The sequence below is a fragment of the Kribbella sp. NPDC048915 genome, from assembly GCF_040649595.1.
Lineage (GTDB): Bacteria > Actinomycetota > Actinomycetes > Propionibacteriales > Kribbellaceae > Kribbella.
Genome location: NZ_JBEZFT010000018.1, coordinates 53994 through 72204, shown reverse-complemented (window position 1 = coordinate 72204; position 18211 = coordinate 53994). Strand labels below are relative to the sequence as shown.

14 protein-coding genes are annotated in these 18211 nt (G+C 69.0%); 5 read left to right on the top strand and 9 right to left on the bottom strand.

All coding sequences use genetic code 11. The annotated features are described in order from the left end of the window. Window positions 1–81: 81 nt before the first annotated feature. Window positions 82–906, top strand: coding sequence for an SAM-dependent methyltransferase (locus AB0B82_RS12740; RefSeq protein WP_360166001.1), 825 nt, complete (start codon window positions 82–84; stop codon window positions 904–906). A gap of 71 nt (window positions 907–977) precedes the next feature. Here the strand turns inward: AB0B82_RS12740 and AB0B82_RS12735 are convergent, their stop codons facing one another. The 3 genes from AB0B82_RS12735 to AB0B82_RS12725 form a co-directional block, all read right to left on the bottom strand. Continuing rightward, the gene (locus tag AB0B82_RS12735) at window positions 978–3320 is read right to left on the bottom strand and encodes a fibronectin type III domain-containing protein (RefSeq protein WP_360165998.1); all 2343 of its coding nucleotides are present in this window, start codon (window positions 3318–3320) and stop codon (window positions 978–980) included. A 52-nt stretch (window positions 3321–3372) separates the two neighbouring features. Further along, on the bottom strand, window positions 3373–4788 hold the full coding sequence (locus AB0B82_RS12730) for a serine/threonine-protein kinase (protein WP_360165995.1): 1416 nt from the start codon (window positions 4786–4788) through the stop codon (window positions 3373–3375). An 807-nt stretch (window positions 4789–5595) separates the two neighbouring features. After that, window positions 5596–8169 carry a GNAT family N-acetyltransferase gene (locus AB0B82_RS12725; protein ID WP_360165992.1) on the bottom strand — a complete coding sequence of 858 codons (2574 nt, stop codon included), beginning with the start codon at window positions 8167–8169 and terminating at the stop codon, window positions 5596–5598. Between the two features lie 89 nt (window positions 8170–8258). Between AB0B82_RS12725 and AB0B82_RS12720 the strand changes: the two genes are divergently transcribed. After that, window positions 8259–8963, top strand: coding sequence for a siderophore-interacting protein (locus AB0B82_RS12720; RefSeq protein ID WP_360165989.1), 705 nt, complete (start codon window positions 8259–8261; stop codon window positions 8961–8963). A gap of 23 nt (window positions 8964–8986) precedes the next feature. Further along, the gene (locus AB0B82_RS12715) at window positions 8987–9433 is read left to right on the top strand and encodes a GNAT family N-acetyltransferase (protein WP_360165986.1); all 447 of its coding nucleotides are present in this window, start codon (window positions 8987–8989) and stop codon (window positions 9431–9433) included. Window positions 9434–9474: 41 nt separating this feature from the next. Here the strand turns inward: AB0B82_RS12715 and AB0B82_RS12710 are convergent, their stop codons facing one another. The 6 genes from AB0B82_RS12710 to AB0B82_RS12685 all read right to left on the bottom strand — a co-directional run bounded on the left by AB0B82_RS12710 (window position 9475) and on the right by AB0B82_RS12685 (window position 16607). Beyond that, a complete protein-coding gene (locus tag AB0B82_RS12710) occupies window positions 9475–10971 on the bottom strand; it encodes an alpha-N-arabinofuranosidase (protein WP_360165983.1) in 1497 nt (498 codons plus the stop codon). A 63-nt stretch (window positions 10972–11034) separates the two neighbouring features. Then, on the bottom strand, window positions 11035–11901 hold the full coding sequence (locus tag AB0B82_RS12705) for a carbohydrate ABC transporter permease (protein WP_360165980.1): 867 nt from the start codon (window positions 11899–11901) through the stop codon (window positions 11035–11037). Continuing rightward, window positions 11898–12839, bottom strand: coding sequence for a sugar ABC transporter permease (locus AB0B82_RS12700; RefSeq protein WP_360165977.1), 942 nt, complete (start codon window positions 12837–12839; stop codon window positions 11898–11900). The genes AB0B82_RS12705 and AB0B82_RS12700 overlap by 4 nt, the downstream gene beginning before the upstream one ends. An 11-nt stretch (window positions 12840–12850) precedes the next feature. After that, the gene (locus AB0B82_RS12695) at window positions 12851–14149 is read right to left on the bottom strand and encodes an extracellular solute-binding protein (RefSeq protein WP_360165974.1); all 1299 of its coding nucleotides are present in this window, start codon (window positions 14147–14149) and stop codon (window positions 12851–12853) included. 290 nt (window positions 14150–14439) lie between these two features. Further along, window positions 14440–15450 (bottom strand): LacI family DNA-binding transcriptional regulator, encoded by a 1011-nt coding sequence (locus tag AB0B82_RS12690; protein ID WP_360165971.1) that lies wholly within the window; start codon window positions 15448–15450, stop codon window positions 14440–14442. A 119-nt stretch (window positions 15451–15569) separates the two neighbouring features. Beyond that, window positions 15570–16607: an aldo/keto reductase gene (locus tag AB0B82_RS12685; protein ID WP_360165968.1), complete on the bottom strand. Its 1038-nt coding sequence runs from the start codon at window positions 16605–16607 to the stop codon at window positions 15570–15572. Between the two features lie 99 nt (window positions 16608–16706). On the opposite strand from AB0B82_RS12685, the gene AB0B82_RS12680 reads away from it, so the two are divergent. Both AB0B82_RS12680 and AB0B82_RS12675 read left to right on the top strand, forming a co-directional pair. Continuing rightward, entirely contained in the window at window positions 16707–17741 is a 1035-nt protein-coding gene (locus AB0B82_RS12680) for an aminotransferase class V-fold PLP-dependent enzyme (protein WP_360165965.1), read from the top strand. 21 nt (window positions 17742–17762) lie between these two features. After that, complete coding sequence (locus AB0B82_RS12675) at window positions 17763–18188, top strand: MerR family transcriptional regulator (protein ID WP_360165962.1); 426 nt, start codon at window positions 17763–17765, stop codon at window positions 18186–18188. Window positions 18189–18211: the final 23 nt, after the last annotated feature.

Genomic DNA, 18211 nt, shown 5'->3' with positions numbered 1-18211 from the left:
CGGAGACTGGCCGGGGCCGGGAGCGCAGTGACATCGGCGTCGCATACAGTGACACGTGCCACGACAGAAAGGATTCACGTGATGTCGGATGCGAACGAGCAGGCGACGGAGACCGCGCCGTACCCGGGCTTCGACCTGAGCACGCCGAGTATCGCGCGGACCTACGACTACCTGCTGGGCGGCAAGGACAACTTCGCGGTCGACCGCGCCTTCGGCGACCGGTTCCTGAACGAGTTGCCCGGGTCGCAGCAGATCGTGCTCGACAACCGTGGCGTGCTGGTCCGGGCCGTCGACGAGATCGTGCGGACCACGCCGGTGCGCCAGTTCATCGACTTCGGCAGCGGGCTGCCGACTGCGAACAACGTGCACCAGATCGCGCAGCGGTACGCGCCGGAGACCAAGGTCGTGTACGTCGACAACGACCCGATCGTGCTCGCCCACGGCCGCGCGCTGCTCGCGGAGAACAAGTTCACCACGGTCATCCAGGCCGACCTGCGCGAGCCCGCCTCGATCTACGAGGACGAGGAGCTGCAGCGGCTGATCGACTTCGAGCAGCCGGTCGGCCTGATCTTCTGCGCGGTCCTGCACCACATGAACGACGACGAGGACCCGAAGGGCGCCGTCCGCTACTGGCGGGACCGGATCCCGGCCGGCAGCCCGGTGTTCATCACGCACTTCCGCAGCCAGGACGACCCGAAGACCAAAGCCCTGCAGGAGATCATGCAGGGCACGCTCGGCCGCGGCAGCTGGCGCTCCGAGCAGGAGATCCTCGACCTCTACGGCGACGGTTTCACCGTGCTCGAGCCCGGCCTGGTCCCGGCCGCCGAGTGGCGCAACGACGAGGCCGTCGACGAGCTGACCGACTGGCAGCAGCTGATCGCCGCGGTCCTGGCCGTCAAGAACTGACCCGTCCGAAACCTTGCGGGCCGCCCAGCCGGGCGGCCCGTTTCAGTTGGCGCCTTGGTCTGCAGCCCGGTTCAGTCTGCGGCCTTCCAGAAGAACTTGTTCGACGTGTGGACGTCTCCGCCGGGACCGGTCACCGTCGCCCAGACCAGCTGCCCGACCGCACTGCACGGGAACTGGTCCGGGACCAGCAGTTGCCCCTCGCTGTTGGTCTCCTTGGAGTAGCCGGGGTTGAAGTTGCCCCACTCCGACGTGAACGGCTTGATGCTGTACTTCGTGTTCGGCTGCAGGTTCTCGATCCGGACCTGGACGAACGCGCATTCCGGCTGCTGACACTTGTCGCCGTACGTCGTCCCGTTGCCGCGCGAGGCGACGATCCGGGTCGTCGGCGCTTCCTGCGAGATGGAGGTCGCGGTCAGGCTCGCGTACTTGCCGACCACCAGCTGACCGTCCGGCGCGCGGGTGATCGCCCGGGCGTAGAACGTGTAGTTGGTCCCGTCGGTCAGTCCGGTGATGGTCGCCTTCGTGGTCGTGGAGGTGACGCGCGCCGGCGCGGTGCTCGAGCCCATCGAGACCTCGTACCGGACGAACGTCCCGTCGCCCATCGTCGGCGCCATCCAGCCGAGCGTCAGCCGCCCGCTGATGCCGTCGTCCTGCACCAGCAGCTCGCGCGGCGACTGGGCCTGCGCCCACTTGTCCACGACCTGGTTCGACTTGACCGCCGGACCGGTGCCGACGCTGTTCACCGCGGTGACGGTGAAGGTGTACGCCGTCTTGGTCTTCAGGTTCGGGAACACCGCCGATCGCGCGGATCCGCTGACCGACTTCGTACCGCCCGACCAGGTGATCCGGTAGGCCGTGATCGTTGCGCCGTGGGCCGCCGCGGCGCCCCAGGTCACGACGCCGCTGCCGTCGACGATCCGGGCCGCGACGTTCAGCGGTGCGCCGGGGCGTCCGGCGGTCACCGTCGGCTTAGTGGGCTTGGTCGGCGGCGTCGTGCGCTTCGGCGGGGGCGGGGTCGTCCGGGTCCGCTCCGGCTCGGTCCGGTCGGGGGTGCGCTCGGTGCCGGGGCGGTCCGGGGTCTTCCGGGTCGGCGGCCGCGGGGTTTCCCGCTGGGTGGGCGGCGTGGTCCGGGGCGGGTTCGGCGGGGTGGTCCGCGGTGTCGATCGGGGTGGATTCGGCGTGTTGGTCTTCGGCGGCGTCACCGGTGGGGTGACGGTCGGCTTGGGCGTGCGCTTGTCACCGTCCTTACCCGGGCCGTCCTTGCCCGGGCCGACGTCGACCGGTGACGTCCGCCCGTCGCGGTCGACGACCACGACACGGTCACCGGTGCCGTTCTCGACGTACACGCGGGAATCGCCGCCGCGGTACAGGTTCGACTCCGGCCGCTCGCGGCCCTCGCTCGGGCCATCGGTCGAGCGGTGCGGGATCTTGGTCGCCTTGACCTGGCGCCCGTCGCGGTCGAGCGTCAGCAGGTTCGAGTTCTTCCGGTCCAGGATCGCGAGCCCGTCGCCGGACGACGCCACCTTGTCGTAGGTGCCCTTCGGGATCGGTGCCTTCCGCGGTGCGGCCGGCTTGTCCGGATGCGAGACGTCGATCAGGTGCACCTGGCTGTGCTCACGGTCGACGATCGCCACCCGGCCGGCGACATCGTTGCCCGCGACCAGCGCGTCGTCCGGAATGTCCTCGTCGCCGAGCCTCGCCCGGTTGTCGATACCGCCGTTGTTCAGCCGGTAGACCTCGTTCGCGGTGAGGTCGACGAACACGGCGTTCGTACCGACCGCCGACAACCCGCCCTTGTGGCCCTTCGGCGCCGACGCCGGGCAGGTCATCCGGTCCGTGGTCAGCGGCAGCCGGCACAGCTTGCCGTCGCTGGTCGAATGCACCCAGAGCGTGCCGTCAGACGTCACCACCGGATCCCCCAGCGGACCGCCTGTCGAGGCAACGGTCTGCTGGTCCCCGAACCGGATCACGCGGCCGGCCTTGCGGTACACGGCGTACGCGGCGCCCGGTCCCTCGAGGCCGACGGGCTGCTCGTTCGTCACCGGCGGGTCGATCGGGTCCAGCACCGTCAGGTCGGACTTGCCGAACTGATCGATCCGCGACGTGCTCAGCACGTAGCCCTGCTTGTCGGTCTGCACGACCTGCGAACCCGGTTCGGCCTTCAACTCCACATCGGCGTCCACCTCGCCGGTCGAACCGTCCAGGTGGAAGATCCGGCCGACGACGCTGTTGTAGACCCAGTGGCCCGACTGCGTGAACTTCACGCCGTTGTCCGGGGAGCCGGCGCCGGTCAGTACGACGACGCTCATCAGCGCGACACATCCGGCCACCACCGCGGCCAGCGTGGCCTCGGATCGACCACGACCGCGGAGCATTTCGCGGAGCCGCCTGGGGCGGAACGAGCTCGGCTTCACGTCATCAGCCTAGGCGATCGGGGTTGCACGTCCGGTCCACCGCGAGTCCCGTTCATCGGCTGCAGGTGGCGCCGCGGATCGGGACCCGGGCGCTGTGGACGAGGCGGCCGCCGTCTGTTCCCTGGATGAGGAAGCAGTACTTCAGACCGCCGGTGACGGGCACGGTGAGCGTGGTTCGGTTGCCTACGACCGTCGTCCGTGGGGTCTGCGCGCCCTGCTCGGCGACGAGGACGGCGTACGTCAGCGGCTTCGGGTACGACCAGGTCAGGACGACCGACGTGCCCTTGTCCACCGGGGGACTCAGCGTGATGGTCGGCTCGGGCGGCGTGGGCGTGATGCGCGTGGTGGGGACGTTCACGACCGGCGGTGGCGATGCCGGGCGATCGGCTGTGGTGTCGGCATTGTCCCGCAGCAGGAAGGGGACGACAGCAACGATTGCGATTGCCGCGCCCGCGCCGAGCAGCAACGGTGCGCGCGAGCCTCGGTTGCGGGCATCTGGTTGCTTCTGAGCCTTCTGGGGCTTCGGGGCCTTCTTCGGGGCTTCGACGACGGCCAGCGGTACGCTGCGGCCGGTCGCGATCGGCGTAGTACCTGCCGCTCCGGTGGGCAGCGTCGTACCCGCTCCTGCGGTTGGCCGTGCCGTACGTGCTCCCGCGGTGGCCGGCGCCGTACCTGCTCCTGCGGTGGCCGGCGCGGTACCTGCTCCTGCGGTGAGCAGCGCCTCGAATTCGGTCACCACCGCTGCCGCTTCCGGTCGTGCGTCAGGGTCCTTGGCCAGCATGCGCAGCAGCAGCGCCGACAGCGCCGGCGGTCCGGTCGTCTCCGCGGGCGGTTCGCGCAGCACCCGCAGTACGACGTCGTCCGGCGACTCACCGGGCCGCGCCGGGAACGGGGGCTTACCGGTCAGCGCCAACTGCAGTACGGCGCCCAGACCGTAGACGTCGGCCGCCTCGGACAGCTCGCCTTCGCGCAGTACCTCGGGTGCGGTGTACGCCGCGGCGGACGTGAGATCACGCGGGAACCGCAGCCGGAGCGCCATCCCGAAGTCCGCCAGCGCGGGCTGCCCGCTCGGGCGCTCGAGCACGTTCGACGGGGTCACACCGCCGTGCACGAGGCCGACGTGATGCGCCTCGGCGAGCACCGAGCCGAGGATCTGCCCGAGCACGATGACATCCTCGACCGGCAGCGGACCGTTGGCGACCAGATCGGACAGCGATTGCGGGCAGTACTCCATCCGCAGCCCGGTACGCCCGTCCGGCAACTCGTCCAGCGCCTCCACCCGGACGATCGACGACGCCGACCGCAACCCGGCAAGCTTCGCCTGCTCGACCTCGACCGCATTGAAGGTCCGGCGATCCAGCGGCTGCGGGTACACCTTCACCACCGTTCGCCCACCCGCCGCCACAAACACATCTGCCACCGGCCCACGACCACGCAGCACCAGCCCACCGAGCGAAATCTCAGCCATCACCGCCATCTTTTCACCCCAGTACGTCCACCCACTGCCCCCGCACGCTAACCCGCCGACTCACGCCCGACCCCCCAACGGCAACAACCTGCCGCCACCCCCAGCCCCACCCCCGCGAGAAGGCGGGGGCGTGTCCGCGTGGCGGGGGGCTTGAACAGGTAATAACGGGTGCAGGCGCACCGTTTGCTGTTCAAGCCCCCGGGAGGTGCGGAGGTTAGGAGGTGCGGAGGTGGGTGCGCGGTGGGGCGTGGCGTCAGGAAGCGGGCGCGGTGCCAGAAGGCGGGGGTGTGTCCGCGTGGCGGGGTGTTGAACAGGTAATAACGGGTGCAGGCGCACTGTTTCCTGTTCATGCCCCCGGGGAGGTGCGGAGGTTAGGAGGTGCGGCGGTGCGCGGTGCGGAGGTGGGGAGAGGAGGCGTGGCGTCAGGAAGCGGGCGTGGTGCCAGAAGGCGGGGGTGTGTCCGCGTGGCGGGGTGTTGAACAGGTAATAACGGGTGCAGGCGCACTGTTTCCTGTTCATGCCCCCGGGGAGGTGCGGAGGTTAGGAGGTGCGGCGGTGCGGAGGTGGGTGCGGGGCGGACCTGGCGTCAGGAAGCGGGCGTGGTGCCAGAAGGCGGGGGTGTGTCCGCGTGGCGGGGGGCTTGAACAGGTAATAACGGGTGCAGGCGCACCGGTTCCTGTTCAAGCCCACCGGTTCCTGCTCAAGCCCACCGGTTCCTGTTCGAGCCCGCCGGTTCCTGTTCAAGCGCTCCGGTTGCTAGTTCAAGCCTACCGGGAAGTACGGCGGGGGGTCCGGGCGGTGGGTGGGTTATTCGGGCGGGCGGGTGAGGAAGGCGAATTGGGCTGTTTTGGTGGGGCCGTGGGGGTGTTGGATCTTGGCTTCGGGGCCGAGGATGAAGCCGGAGCGGCGGAAGCGGGCGATTGCGCGGGTGTTGCGGACGTCGGGCTCGACGACGATGCGCGGGTGGCCGAGGTGCTCGAAGGCGAAGCGGCCGAGGACGCGGATCAGTTGGCCGGTGAAACCAGCGCGCGCCTCACCTGGACCGATCAGCAGATGGACGCCGAGGTCCCCGGGCTGGATGTCGTACGCCGCGCCCGCCGGATCCGCCTGCGGGTCGTAGGTCTGCAGCAGCGCGACCGGCTCGCCGTCCAGCCGCACGACGTACACGTGGTGCGTGGGCACCGAGTCCAGGAACCGGTACGTCGCCGCGATCTCGTCCCGCGTCATCGAGCCCATGCCCCAGAACACGGCCCGCTCCGCGGTCACCCACCCGTGGATGAGTTCGAGATCGCGCTCCGGATCCGCCTCCTCGACACGCACCGTGCCGAATCCCTCGACCGCAACCTCGAACGACCGGTCCTCCCGCTCGACCGGAGCGTCCATCAGGGCCAACGACCCGGCCAGCCACAACGGCAGCTGGTCATGGTGATGCGGATCCCCGAGTACGCCGGACGCGCCGAGCGGCACCACCCAGCGGCTCGACGAGCGGTCGGCGAGGTCCCACGCGTACCGCGCCGCCGACGCCCGGATGCACACGTCGGTCAGCCCGGGCAGGCTCGACGTCGACAGCACGCAGTGGTGATCGCCCGACAACCCGAGATCCATCGGCTCCTCGCCCGGCGCGAAGACCGGACCGCGCAACATGTGCAGCGGCGCCAATTGATGCGTTTCACTCCACGCCGGCCGGGGCCCCGCGGCCGCGACTTCCTCGAGCGCTTCACGCGCCAGCCAACTCGTGTCGATCCCGGGCAACTCGGTGGCGAGCAGGTTCTCGAGCGCGAACGACACGTGTGTCAGCGGGTCCATCCACGGTGCGAAGACCTCAGCCACCTCAGCGCCCTCGAGCATCGTGAAGTGATCGGTCAGTCGCGACACCAGCCCCTTGCGTACGGCGGCGTACGTCGAAGCCGTCGTACTCGCACCGTCCATGTGCCGATCCCACGCGAGCAACTCGGTGCGCAAGGCAACGGCCGCGTCGGACAGGTTCGTCAGGCCGGCAAGCAGATCCAGAACCGATCCGGCCGAGCCCAGATACGTGTCGGTGTGGATGAGAGACATGTCCTCGACGGTCCAGTCGTCGCGCGAGCTCACCAGCTCACGGATCCGCGCGGCCCGGTGCGGCGCCGCGAACTCGACACCCAACGCCGCCGTCAGCTCCCGGGCGTTGGCCATCACCGCCGGCCCGTCCACAGCGGCCCGCGGCATCTCGTGCCAGCCGTCCCAGGCGTACCGCGCCTCCCACGCCGGCACGATTCGCAGCATGTTCTCCCGCGACCGCCGCGGCACGACCCCGGCCGCGCGGTGCAGGAGGCCACCGGCGGTGTCGGCCGCAAGTACCACGTTGACCGGCTCCACCCAGCCGTCGACAGCAGCATCCACGTCGTCGACGGTCGTTGCGCGCAGCAACTGAGGCAGGACCTCGAACCCGAGCCGCCCGGTCACGCGCGGCGGGTACCGCAACGACGTCGCCTGTCCGAGTCCGTGCGTGATCACCGGGCCGCGGGCCGTCTCGACCACCTCGATCTCGACGGCGTCCGCGCCGGCGACATCCACCACCTCGGTGTGAGACGTTGCCGGTTCCCAACCGTCCGGCCCGAGCGCCTCGACGCCGGACGCGGTTCGGCGAAGTTGCTCGGCGTACAGGTCCTGGTAGTCGGCCATCGCGTTGGTGATCGCCCACGCGACGCTGCCGGTGTGCCCGAAGTGAGCGAGCCCTGGGACGCCCGGAACGGCCAGCCCGAAGACGTCGTACTCCGGGCAGGTGAGCCGGAGCTGCTGGTAGACGCCCGGATTCTCGATGTACCGATGCGGATCACCAGCGACGATCGCCTGCCCGGACGCGGTGTGTGCCCCGGGAATCAGCCAGCCGTTGCTGCCGGCCCCGTGCGGCCCCTCCGAACTGAACAGCTCCACGGCCTCGTTGCCGAGCCGCTCCGCGACATGCGTCCGCCACAGTTTCGTCGGGAATCCGGCGAACAGGATGTGCACCGCGAGCCAGATCCCGAGCGGCGTCCACGGCTCCCACTCCTGCACCGTCAGTGCGGTCTGGGCGAACTCGGGCGCCCGCAGGGCTCCACCCGGCAGGGCATGGTTCACCCCTTCGACGTACGCCGTGATCCACTCGCGGGTCTCGTCGTCGAGGGACTCGAAGCAGCGGCGCGCCGTGTCCGCCAAGCGCACCTGTCGCGCGAAGACGTCCCATGGCGCCGCCTCCGGCCCGAGGAACGCGGCGGTCGTCCCGAGAAAGCGCCGGTGCTCCAGTTCGAGCTGCCAGGCCCGGTCCCGGGACGCGTTCACGCCTTGCAGGTACGCCAACGCGAGCGGATCCCCGGCCTGCAGGTGCGGTACGCCGTACGTGTCCCGGAACACCCTCGCGTTCACAAAGCCCCCACTTTCAGTTAGGTTAGGCTGCGCTAACTTACCCGGCAGCGATCCGTCCCGACAACCGCAATTCTCGCTGGAGGTCCATCGTGAGGCATGGCTGGGAAGGCGTGGTGCTCAAGCTCTTCCGGGCGAAGGACTTCACCTTCACCGTGACCGGCGCCGAGCAGGTCACCGACCACTACCGCCGCGTGCACTTCACCGACGGCGGCCTGCTGCGGGCGCTCGGCGTGCACCCGACGATGTGGGTGCGGCTCTGGTTCGACAACGCGGGCAAGCCGCATCAGCGGGCGTACACGCTGGTCGATCCGGATGTCGAAGCGGGCACGTTCAGCCTCGAGTTCGCGCTGCACGACGGCTGCGCGAGCGACTGGTCGCGGAAGGCCCAGCCGGGCGACACGATCGAGGCGACGGTGCAGGGGACCGAGTTCGAGGTGCCGGATCCTCTGCCGCCGCGGCTGCTGGTCGTCGGCGACCCGGCCTCGCTGCCCGCCATCAACTCGCTGCTCGCGGTCGCCCCGAAGCTGCCGGCCACGATCTGGTTCGAGACCACGCGGGACGCGGACCGCGGCCTGCCGTTCCGCCTCGCGGAGCATCACGAGCTGCGGACCGTGCCGCGATCGCACATGGTCGAGCAGGTGAAGGCCGATCTCCGCGACCTCGTCACCCCGGACGCGTACGTCTGGATCGCCTGCGACACCACGACCACCCGCGCGCTCTCGTCGTACGCCCTGAAGGAGCTGGCGGTACCGAAGCACCGGGTGAAGGCCCTCGGCTACTGGAAGGTGACCTGACCGCAGCACGTAACCTGACCAGGGTGATCACACCACTGGACCTCTCCGACCGGGACCTCGCGGAGCGTCTGCTGGCGATCCAGCATGCGGCGTACGCCGTGGAGGCCGAGCTGATCGGCTTCGACGGCATCCCGCCGCTCCAGGAGGATCTCGCCGGTCTGATGGCGTCCACCGAACGCTGGCTCGGCCGGTACGACGGTGGCACGCTGGTCGGCGCCGTCGCGTACGAGGTCACCGACGACACCGTCGAGATCACCCGCCTGATCGTGGACCCGGCGCACGCCCGCCGCGGTCACGGCCGGGCGCTGCTCGACGAGCTCGACCGCGTCGAGCCGCGACCGGTGAGCCTGGTCTCGACCGGGGCGGCCAACCTCCCGGCGGTCACGCTGTACAAGTCCCGCGGCTACATCGAGATCGGGGACCTCGAGGTTGCCCCCGGCATCCACCTCACCCACTTCCGCCGGCCCTGAGAGCCCCGGACCGGGCCCCAGGACCGGCGGAAGGGTGGCGATCAGACCGTCAGCGAGACCGCGGTCCAGCTGATTGCCGGCAAGGTGATGGTCAGCTTGCCGTCGGTCAGCTGCGCAGCGAGGGGCTGCGGGGTGACGCGGTCGGGCAGGTCGGCCGAGTTCGTCGCCAGCGGGTCCTGGTCGTGCACGATCACGGCCTCCTCGACCCGCGTCACGCCCGACCGGCCGACGTCGATGGTGACCTCGATCGGCCCCTCGGTCGACCGATTGACCGCGAACACCGCGAGCTTGCCGTCGTCGTACGTCGCGACCGCGTCAACGGCGGAAACCTCGCCGTACTTCTCGGTGCTGACCAGCGGCGAAACGGTTTCCACGCGCAGCACCTGACCGGCTGCGAGCCGGGACGTGATCGCGAACGGGTGGAACGTCGGCTGCCGCCACGCCGCGCCGCCGGGCTCGGTCATGATCGGTGCGATCACGTTCGCGAGCTGCGCGAGGCAGGCGACGCCGACCCGGTCGCTGTGCCGCAGCAGCGAGATCAGCAGGTTGCCGACGACAACGGCATCGGTGACGTTGTACTCGTCCTCGATCCGCCGCGGCGCCACCTCCCACTGGTCGGCCGGTCCGTCGGTACGGCGGGAGCGTGCGCCGTACCAGACGTTCCACTCGTCGAACGAGATGCTGATCTTCTTGCTGCTCTTGAGCTCCGCGCCGACATGGTCGGCCGTCGCCACGACCGAGTCGATGAAGTGGTCCATGTTCACCGCGGACGCCAGGAACGAGGCGGTGTCGCCGTCGTCGTTGCCGTAGTACGCGTGGCAGGAAATGTAGTCCACGAACTCGTACGTCTCCCGCAGCACGTCCCGCTCCCAGGTACCGAACAGCGGCATCCGGGACGACGACGAACCGCAGGCGACGAGCTCGAGATCCTTCTCGATCATCCGCATCGCCCGCGCGGTCTCGGCCGCGAGCCGCCCGTACTCCGTCGGCGTCTTGTGGCCGACCTGCCACGGCCCGTCGAGCTCGTTGCCCAGACACCACAGTCTGATCCCGTACGGCGACGCGCCGTGCTGCTCGCGCAGGTCGGACAACGCTGTACCGCCGGGGTGGTTGGCGTACTCGAGCAGATCGAGCGCTTCCTGGACGCCCCGCGTGCCGAGGTTGAGCGCCATCATCGGCTCGACGCCGGCCTTGCTGCACCAGCGGCTGAACTCGTCCAGTCCGAACTCGTTGGTCTCGACGCTGTGCCAGGCGAGGTCGAGCCGCCGCGGCCGGGACTCGCGCGGGCCGACGCTGTCCTCCCAGCGGTAGCCGGAAACGAAGTTTCCGCCGGGATACCGGACCACGGAAACTCCCAGCTCACGGGTCAGTTCGAGGACGTCCTTGCGGAAACCGTCCTCGTCTGCGGTGGCATGGCCGGGCTCGTAGATACCGGTGTAGACACACCGGCCCATGTGCTCGACGAAGGTTCCGAAGGTCCGGCGGTTCACGGGCGCGATCGTGAACGCCGGGTCGATGGTGACGTTGGCAGTGGGCACCAGGTTGCTCCTGTCATGTGTTCCGGGCGCAGTGGTTCTGTCGCAGTGGATCAGGCGCGATGTCTAACCCTTGATCCCGGCGTCGCCGACACCGCGGACGACGTGGCGCTGGAACAAGGCGTAGACGATCAGCAGGGGAAGGCCGCCCAGGACCGCGGAGGCCATGATCTGGGCGTAGCGCAGGCCGTACGACCCCTGCACGTTGGCGAGGCCGACCGGGATCGTCATCATTGACGGGTCGGTGGTCACGATGAAGGGCCAGAGGAAGTTGTTCCAGGCCCCGATGAAGGTGAAGATGCCGACGGCAACGAGGATCGGCCGCGACATCGGCACCATCACGCTCCAGACGATCCGCCAGCGGGTCGCACCGTCGACCCGGGCGGCGTCCTCGTAGTCGCGGGAGATGCCGTCGAAGAACTTCTTCAGGACGAACACCATCACCGGCGCGACCACCTGCGGTAGCACGATCCCCCAGTACGTGTCGACCAGGCCGAGGCTGGTCATCTCCTGGAACAGCGGCACGATCAGCACCTGCGGCGGCACCAGGATGCCGGCGATGATCAGCCCGAACAGGACCTTCCGCCCGGGGAAGGTCGTCCGCGAGAAGCCGTACGCCGCGAGTACCGAGACGACCAGCGTCAGTGCAGTCACGAGAATTGCGACCACCGTGCTGTTGAGGAACCAGCGGATCAGATCGCCCTGTCCGATCACGCTCCGGTAGGCGTCGACAGTCGGTGCCTCAGGCAACCAGGTGATCGGCGCCCGGGTCGTCTCCGGCTCTGGCTTCAACGATGTGTCGAGGGCCCAGAGCAACGGAACCAGCCAGACGATCGCGAGCATGATCGCCCCGACGGCACTCGCCGCCTTCGGGAACGTCCAGCGCGACGGACGCGGTGACTGTGCGGTCGCGGGCAACGTCATCGTGGTCATTCCGACTCCCCTCGGCCGCTGAACAGTCTGAACTGCGCCACCGCGACGATCACGATGATCGCGAAGAACAGGTACGAGATCGCCGACGCGTAGCCGATCCGGTAACTGGTGAAGCCGGACTCGTAGATGTACTGGATGATCGGCCGGGTGGCGTAGTTCGGGCCGCCGTTGGTCATCAGGTAGATCTGGTCGAAAATCTTCAGCGAGGCCACGAGCTGCAGGACGACGATCAGACCGGTCGTCCGGCTGAGCAGCGGCAGCGTGATCCGGAACAGTTGCTGCCGGCCGTTCACGCCGTCGATCGCGGCCGCCTCGTAGACCTGCTGGGGAATGCCTTGCAGCGCGGCCAGGTAGAGCAGGAAGTTGAACCCGATCGTCCACCAGACGGTCGTGATCACCACCGCGAGCATGGCCCGGTTCTCGGTGTTCAGCCAGTCGATCTCGGCGAACCCGCCGGCCGTCAGCAGCCCGTTCACCAGGCCGAAGCCGGGCTGGTAGATCCACACCCAGATCAGGGTGACGACGGTCGCGGGCAGCACAAACGGCGCGAAGTACGCGAACCGCAGCAGCCAGCCGAAGACGCCCCGGCGGTTGGCGAGCAGCGCCATCACGAGCGCGATCACGACCAGCGGCGGCGTACTCATCGCCGTGAACACGAGCGTGTTCTTCAGCGAGGACCAGACGGCCGGGTCGCCGAACAGGTCCCGCCAGTTCTGCAGACCGAGGAACTCCTGTTTGACGCCGGCCAGGCTGGTGTTGAAGAAGCTGTTCCAGAGCCCGGACACGGTCGGCCAGAGCATGAACAGTGCGAACAGCAGCAGGAACGGCGCCACGAAGAACAGCCCGCCCCACCGCTCCTGCCACGGCTGCCCGGTGCCCGGCTGCACGGCGGTCGACGGCTTTGTTTCGGTGATTCGAGGTGGTGTTTCAACGGCCATGATCGACCTCCTCAGACCGGGGACGGGGTGTCGAGAAGCTTCTGGGTGGCGGCCTTGAACTGCGCGAGCGCCGCCTGCGGCGTCGCCTGGCCGGAGTAGACGCCGCTGAACGCCGCGCCGGCTTCGTTCTGCAACTGCGCGCCCGAACCGCTGAACCAGGCGTCCGGATCGAACAGCACGTCCGGTGCGACGCTGCGGTACTCGGCCTGCGGCTTGAGGCTCAGGTACTCCTCGCTCTGCACCACCGGCTGGTACGCCGGGACGTGGCCGCCGGCGGCCCAGTCCGCGCTGTGCTTCAGCATCCAGGCGATGTACTCGACGGTCGCCAACGTGTCGTCCTCGTTCCGGTGGTTCTGGTGCGGCAGCACGAACGTGTGCGCGTCACCGGCGTACTTGGGGACGTCGTACACGACCGGGAACGGCGCCATGCTGAACGGCATCTTCGCGGTCTGGTACGTCGTGACTTCCCACTCACCGTTGAAACTCAGGCCGGCGTCGCCGTTGCTGAACTGCGCGACCAGGGCCGAGTAGTTCGACGACCTCGGGGTGAGGCCGTCGGCGGCCATTTTCGCCATCAGGTTCAGCGCTTCCAGCGCCTTGGCGTCGTCGAGGACCAGCCGGGTGCCGGACTCGTCGAAGAACTCGCCTTCGAGCTGCCCGTACAGCGTCCACCACAACCGCCACGGGTTCGTGGTCTCGACCGATGCGCCGAACTTGCCGGTGACGTCCTTGACCGCACGCAGCATGTCGAGGAACGCGTCGACGCCCTTGACGGTCTTGATCCGCCCGTCCGGCTCGAGCAGCCCGGCCTGCTGACAGATCTCGGTGTTGTAGTAGAGGACGAACGGGTGCGTGTCGAGCGGTACGGCGTACAACTTGCCGTCGACGACCGCGCGGTCCCAGGACGACTTCAGGAAGTCGGACTCGGTCACGCCGGCGTCGGACAGCAGGTCCAGCGGGATCGGGTCGAGCATCGTCGTCGGGCTGAATCCCTTCAGCCGGGACAGGTGCAGGGTCGCCACCTCGGGCGCTCGGCCGCCGGCCGCGGACATCGCGAGCTTCGTGTAGAACGGTGGGCCCCAGGCCAGCGTGTGCGCCTCGAACGCGACGTCCGGGTGTTCGGCGACGTACTGCTCGTGGATCTGCAGCAGGCGAGCGCCGTCACCGCCGCCGAACAGGTTCCATTCGCGCACTTTCGGTTTGCCGCCGAGCGCGCCGAGGGCGCCGCAGCCGGTCAGCGTGAGCGCGCCGAGCAGGCCACCAAGTACTGCTCGACGCCGGGGACGGGAGGGTGGGAAATCAGCGGGCATCTGTCCTCCAGGCGGGGTGGAGCACCGATCTACACCGATGTACTACATCGGTGTAGAGAGGATGCCCGCGGCCTCCGGGAACGTCAAGACCTCAGCCCGAGCCTGACCGGCTCCGGACAACCGGGCGCACTGCCCGGCAGCACCGCGCCCGGGCGGACCTGCACCACTCACTAACCCAGGCTGCGGCGGCCGCGAACGCCGGCTTTGAGCGGGAGAGTCGATCGCGAGTCGCGGTTGGTGAGTGATGGGCGTCCGCGCCGCCCATGAGCCGACAACTTGCCGGCCTGGGGTCAGGCTGGGCCGAGGGTGGATTCCCTGGTGTGGAGGGTGTACGGCGAGACGATTTCGCGGTGTTCGGAGACGTCGCCGTTCATCCGCTCGACCAGCAGGTCCACGGCGGTGCGGGCGATGTGCACGCGGTCCGGGTCGACCGTGGTCAGGGTAGGGCTGCTGTAGCTGGCCTCGTCGATGTTGTCGAAGCCCGCCACCGCGACGTCGTCCGGGATCCGCACCCCGTGCGCCGTGAGTGCGCGGATCGCGCCGAGCGCCAGCGTGTCGTTCAGCGCGAACACCGCGTCGAACGGTTCGCCCAGCGCGAGCAGCTCCTCCATCGCCTCGGCGCCGCTCGAGCGATGCCACTTCCCGCCGGTCACGGCCAGTTTCTCCGGGACCGGTACGCCGTACTCCGCCAGCGCCTCGGCGTACGCGCCGTACCGGATCGCCGCCGTGCCGACGTCCTCGCCCGGGCGGATGCCGATCACCGCGATCCGCCGCCGGCCCTGGTCGAGCAGATGCCGTACGACGGCCTTCGTCCCGTCGACGTTGTCGATCATCACGTGGTCGACCGGACCGTGGAAGATCCGCTCGCCCAGCAGCACCATCGGCGTGTGCGTGCGCAGCTGGTCGACGTCCTCGGGACCGAGGCCGAGCGGGCTGTAAAGCAGTCCGTCGACCAGGTGGCCGCGGGGCCGGGCCAGCGCGGTCAGCTCCCGCTCGCGGTCCGCGCCGGTGGTCTCGATCATGACGGTCAGGCCGTGCTCGCCGGCGGCGGCGATCGCGGCGTCGGCGAGTTCGGCGAAGTACGGATTGCTCAGCTCGGGGACGGCGAGCGCGATCACACCGGTGCGGCCGGACTTCAGGTTCCGCGCGGACAGGTTCATCCGGTAGCCGAGTGCGTCGATCGCGGCCAGCACCTTGCTGCGGGTCTCTTCGCGGATGTACGGGTAGCCGTTCATCACGTTCGAGACCGTCTTCGGGGAGACCCCCGCCTCCCGCGCAACATCCCGCATCGTCACAGCCATGGAGTCGTCCCCGTCATGACCCTCCCGCCGTTAGTCCTCCCCTCAGCCTACGACCTGCCGGCGCGGTCGCAGCGGCAACGGTCGGTCAGCGGCGGGGTCAGCGGTGGGTCAGCGGTGGGTCAGCGCTCGGTCAGGGGGCGGCGGCGTTCGGAGATGTCGGTGAGGGCGTGCGGTTGCCAGGCGGCGTCGGCTCGGTAGCGGTCGGTGCCGGGCGGGACGATCTCGTCGATCCGGTCCAGGGTCTTGTCGTCGAGGGTGAGGTCGGCGGCCTTGAGCAGACCCTCGAGCTGCTCCATCGTGCGTGGACCTGCGATGACCGACGTGACCGCGGGATGCGTGGTGACGAAGGCCAGTGCCAGTTCCGGGAGCGACACACCGATGCCGTCGGCAACCTCGATCAGCTGCTCGACAGCGTCGTACTTCGCCGCGTTCGCGGGTACCGCCGGGTCGAACCGGTCGGGGGCGAGCGCGGCCCGGGCGGACCCCTCCAACGGCTGATTCTTGCGGATCTTCCCGGACAGGAAGCCGAACGCCAGCGGGCTGTAGGTCAGCACGCCCATCCCGAGCCGGCGGCAGGTCGGCAACACCGAACCCTCGATGCCGCGCGCCATCATCGAGTACGGCGGCTGGTTCGTCCGAAATCGCCCGTACCCGCGCCGATCGGACACGTGGTACGCCTCGACGATGTCCTCCGCGGGGAAGGCCGAGCAGCCGAACGCGCGGATCTTGCCCGCGCTGACCAGATCACTCAGCACCCACAGCGTCTCCTCGATATCGGTCGTGTGGTCCGGCCGGTGGATCTGGTAGAGATCGATCCAATCGGTGTCCAGGCGCCGCAAACTGTCCTTGACCGCGCGGGTGATCCAGCGCCGCGAGTTGCCGCTCCGGTTGCGTCCCTCGGTGAACGGGAAGTGCACCTTGGTCGCGAGGACCACGTCGTCGCGGCGCCCCTTCAGCGCCTTGCCCACGATCGTCTCGGACTCACCCGCGGAGTACATGTCCGCGGTGTCGACGAAGTTGATGCCCCGGTCGAGGGCGTGGTGGACGATCCGGATGCAGTCGTCGTGATCGGGGTTGCCGACCGCGCCGAACATCATCGCGCCGAGGCAGTGGGTGCTGACCTCGATCCCGGTTCCGCCGAGTGTCCGATAGCGCATGGTGTGCAGCTCCTTAGGTTCGTTGCGCGGAACGCTAGGAGCTAGAGCTTTGTCTAGGTCAAGCCCTTTACCGGGGTTGGTGCGGCCTAGGGTTGGCGCATGGACATCGCAGCGCTGTGGGATCCCGAGCCGGGCTGGCTGAACACCGCGTCGTACGGTCTGCCGCCGAAGCCGGCCTGGGACGCGCTGCAGGCGGCGCTCGCGGACTGGCGCGTCGGTGCGACGAGCTGGGAGCCGTGGGACGAGTCGACGACCCGGGCGCGGGAGTCGTTCGCGCGACTGGTCGGCGCGGACTCCGAGGACGTGTACGTCGGCAGTACGGTCTCCGCCGCACTCGCTCCGATCGCGGAGTCGTTGCCGGACGGTGCGAAGGTCCTGACCGACGACGTCGAGTTCACGTCGAACGTGTTCCCGTGGCAGGTCCACGCAGACCGTGACGTCCAGGTGGTCGCCGTACCGTCCGCGCAGCTGGTCGAGGCGATCACGCCCGGGATCGATCTGGTCGCGGTGAGTGCCGTGCAGTCGTCGACCGGTACTGTCCTCGACCTGGCCGCAGTTGTTGCTGCGAGCAAGCAGATCGGTGCGTTGCTGGTGATCGACGCGACCCAGGCCGTCGGGTGGCATCCGATCACCGTCGACGGCGTCGACGCGTTGGTTGCGCACAGCTACAAGTGGCTGATGGCGCCGCGCGGTGCGACGTTCGGGTACCTGTCGCCGCGACTGCAGGAACGCTGCCGTCCGTCCGCCGCCGGGTGGTATGCCGCGCGCGACGTCCACGGGTCGTACTACGGGCCGGTGATGGACCTGGCGCCGCGTGCCCGGCGATTCGATCAGTCGCCGGCCTGGTTCAGCTTCGTCGGCGCGGCACCGGCGCTCGAACTCGTCGAGCGGATCGGCGTCGAGACGATCAACCGGCACAACGTCGCGCTCGCCAACGAGTTCCGTACCGGGTTGGGGCTGGAGCCGTCGAACAGCGCGATCGTCAGTACCAGCCTGCCCGGCGCCCAGCAAGCCTTCGAGGCGGCGGGCATCCGCGCCGCGGTCCGCGACGGCAAGCTGCGGGTGTCGTTCCACATCTACACAACCCGTACCGACGTGGAGCAGGCACTGTCCGCGCTCAAGCCCTTGATCTAGTCCCGAGCTACAGTGCGGATCATGGGTGGACTGAGCATCGGGCAGGTGGCCGAACGCACCGGGTTGAGCGTGCACGCGCTGCGCTTCTACGAACGCGAAGGCCTGCTGGCGGACCCGGTACGCCGCGAATCGAGCGGCCGCCGGGTCTACTCCGAGGACGACGTCGACTGGCTGAACATGTGCATCAAGTTCCGCTCGTCCGGCATGCCCCTCGACACCATCCGCCGCTACACCGGATTGGTCCGCCAAGGCCCCGGCAACGAGGCCGACCGCCTGGCGCTGCTGAAGAGCCACCAGGCCCACGTCCGCGCCCAGATCGAAGACCTCACCGAGTGCCTGGACGTCATCACCCACAAGGTGGCCGTCTACGAACAGCACCTCACCGCCGGCACCGCCACCACCCTCTGGTCAGGCAACACCCCCACCCAAACCAGCGAAGCCTCCTGACGGTTTCCGCACGACGGTGGAGG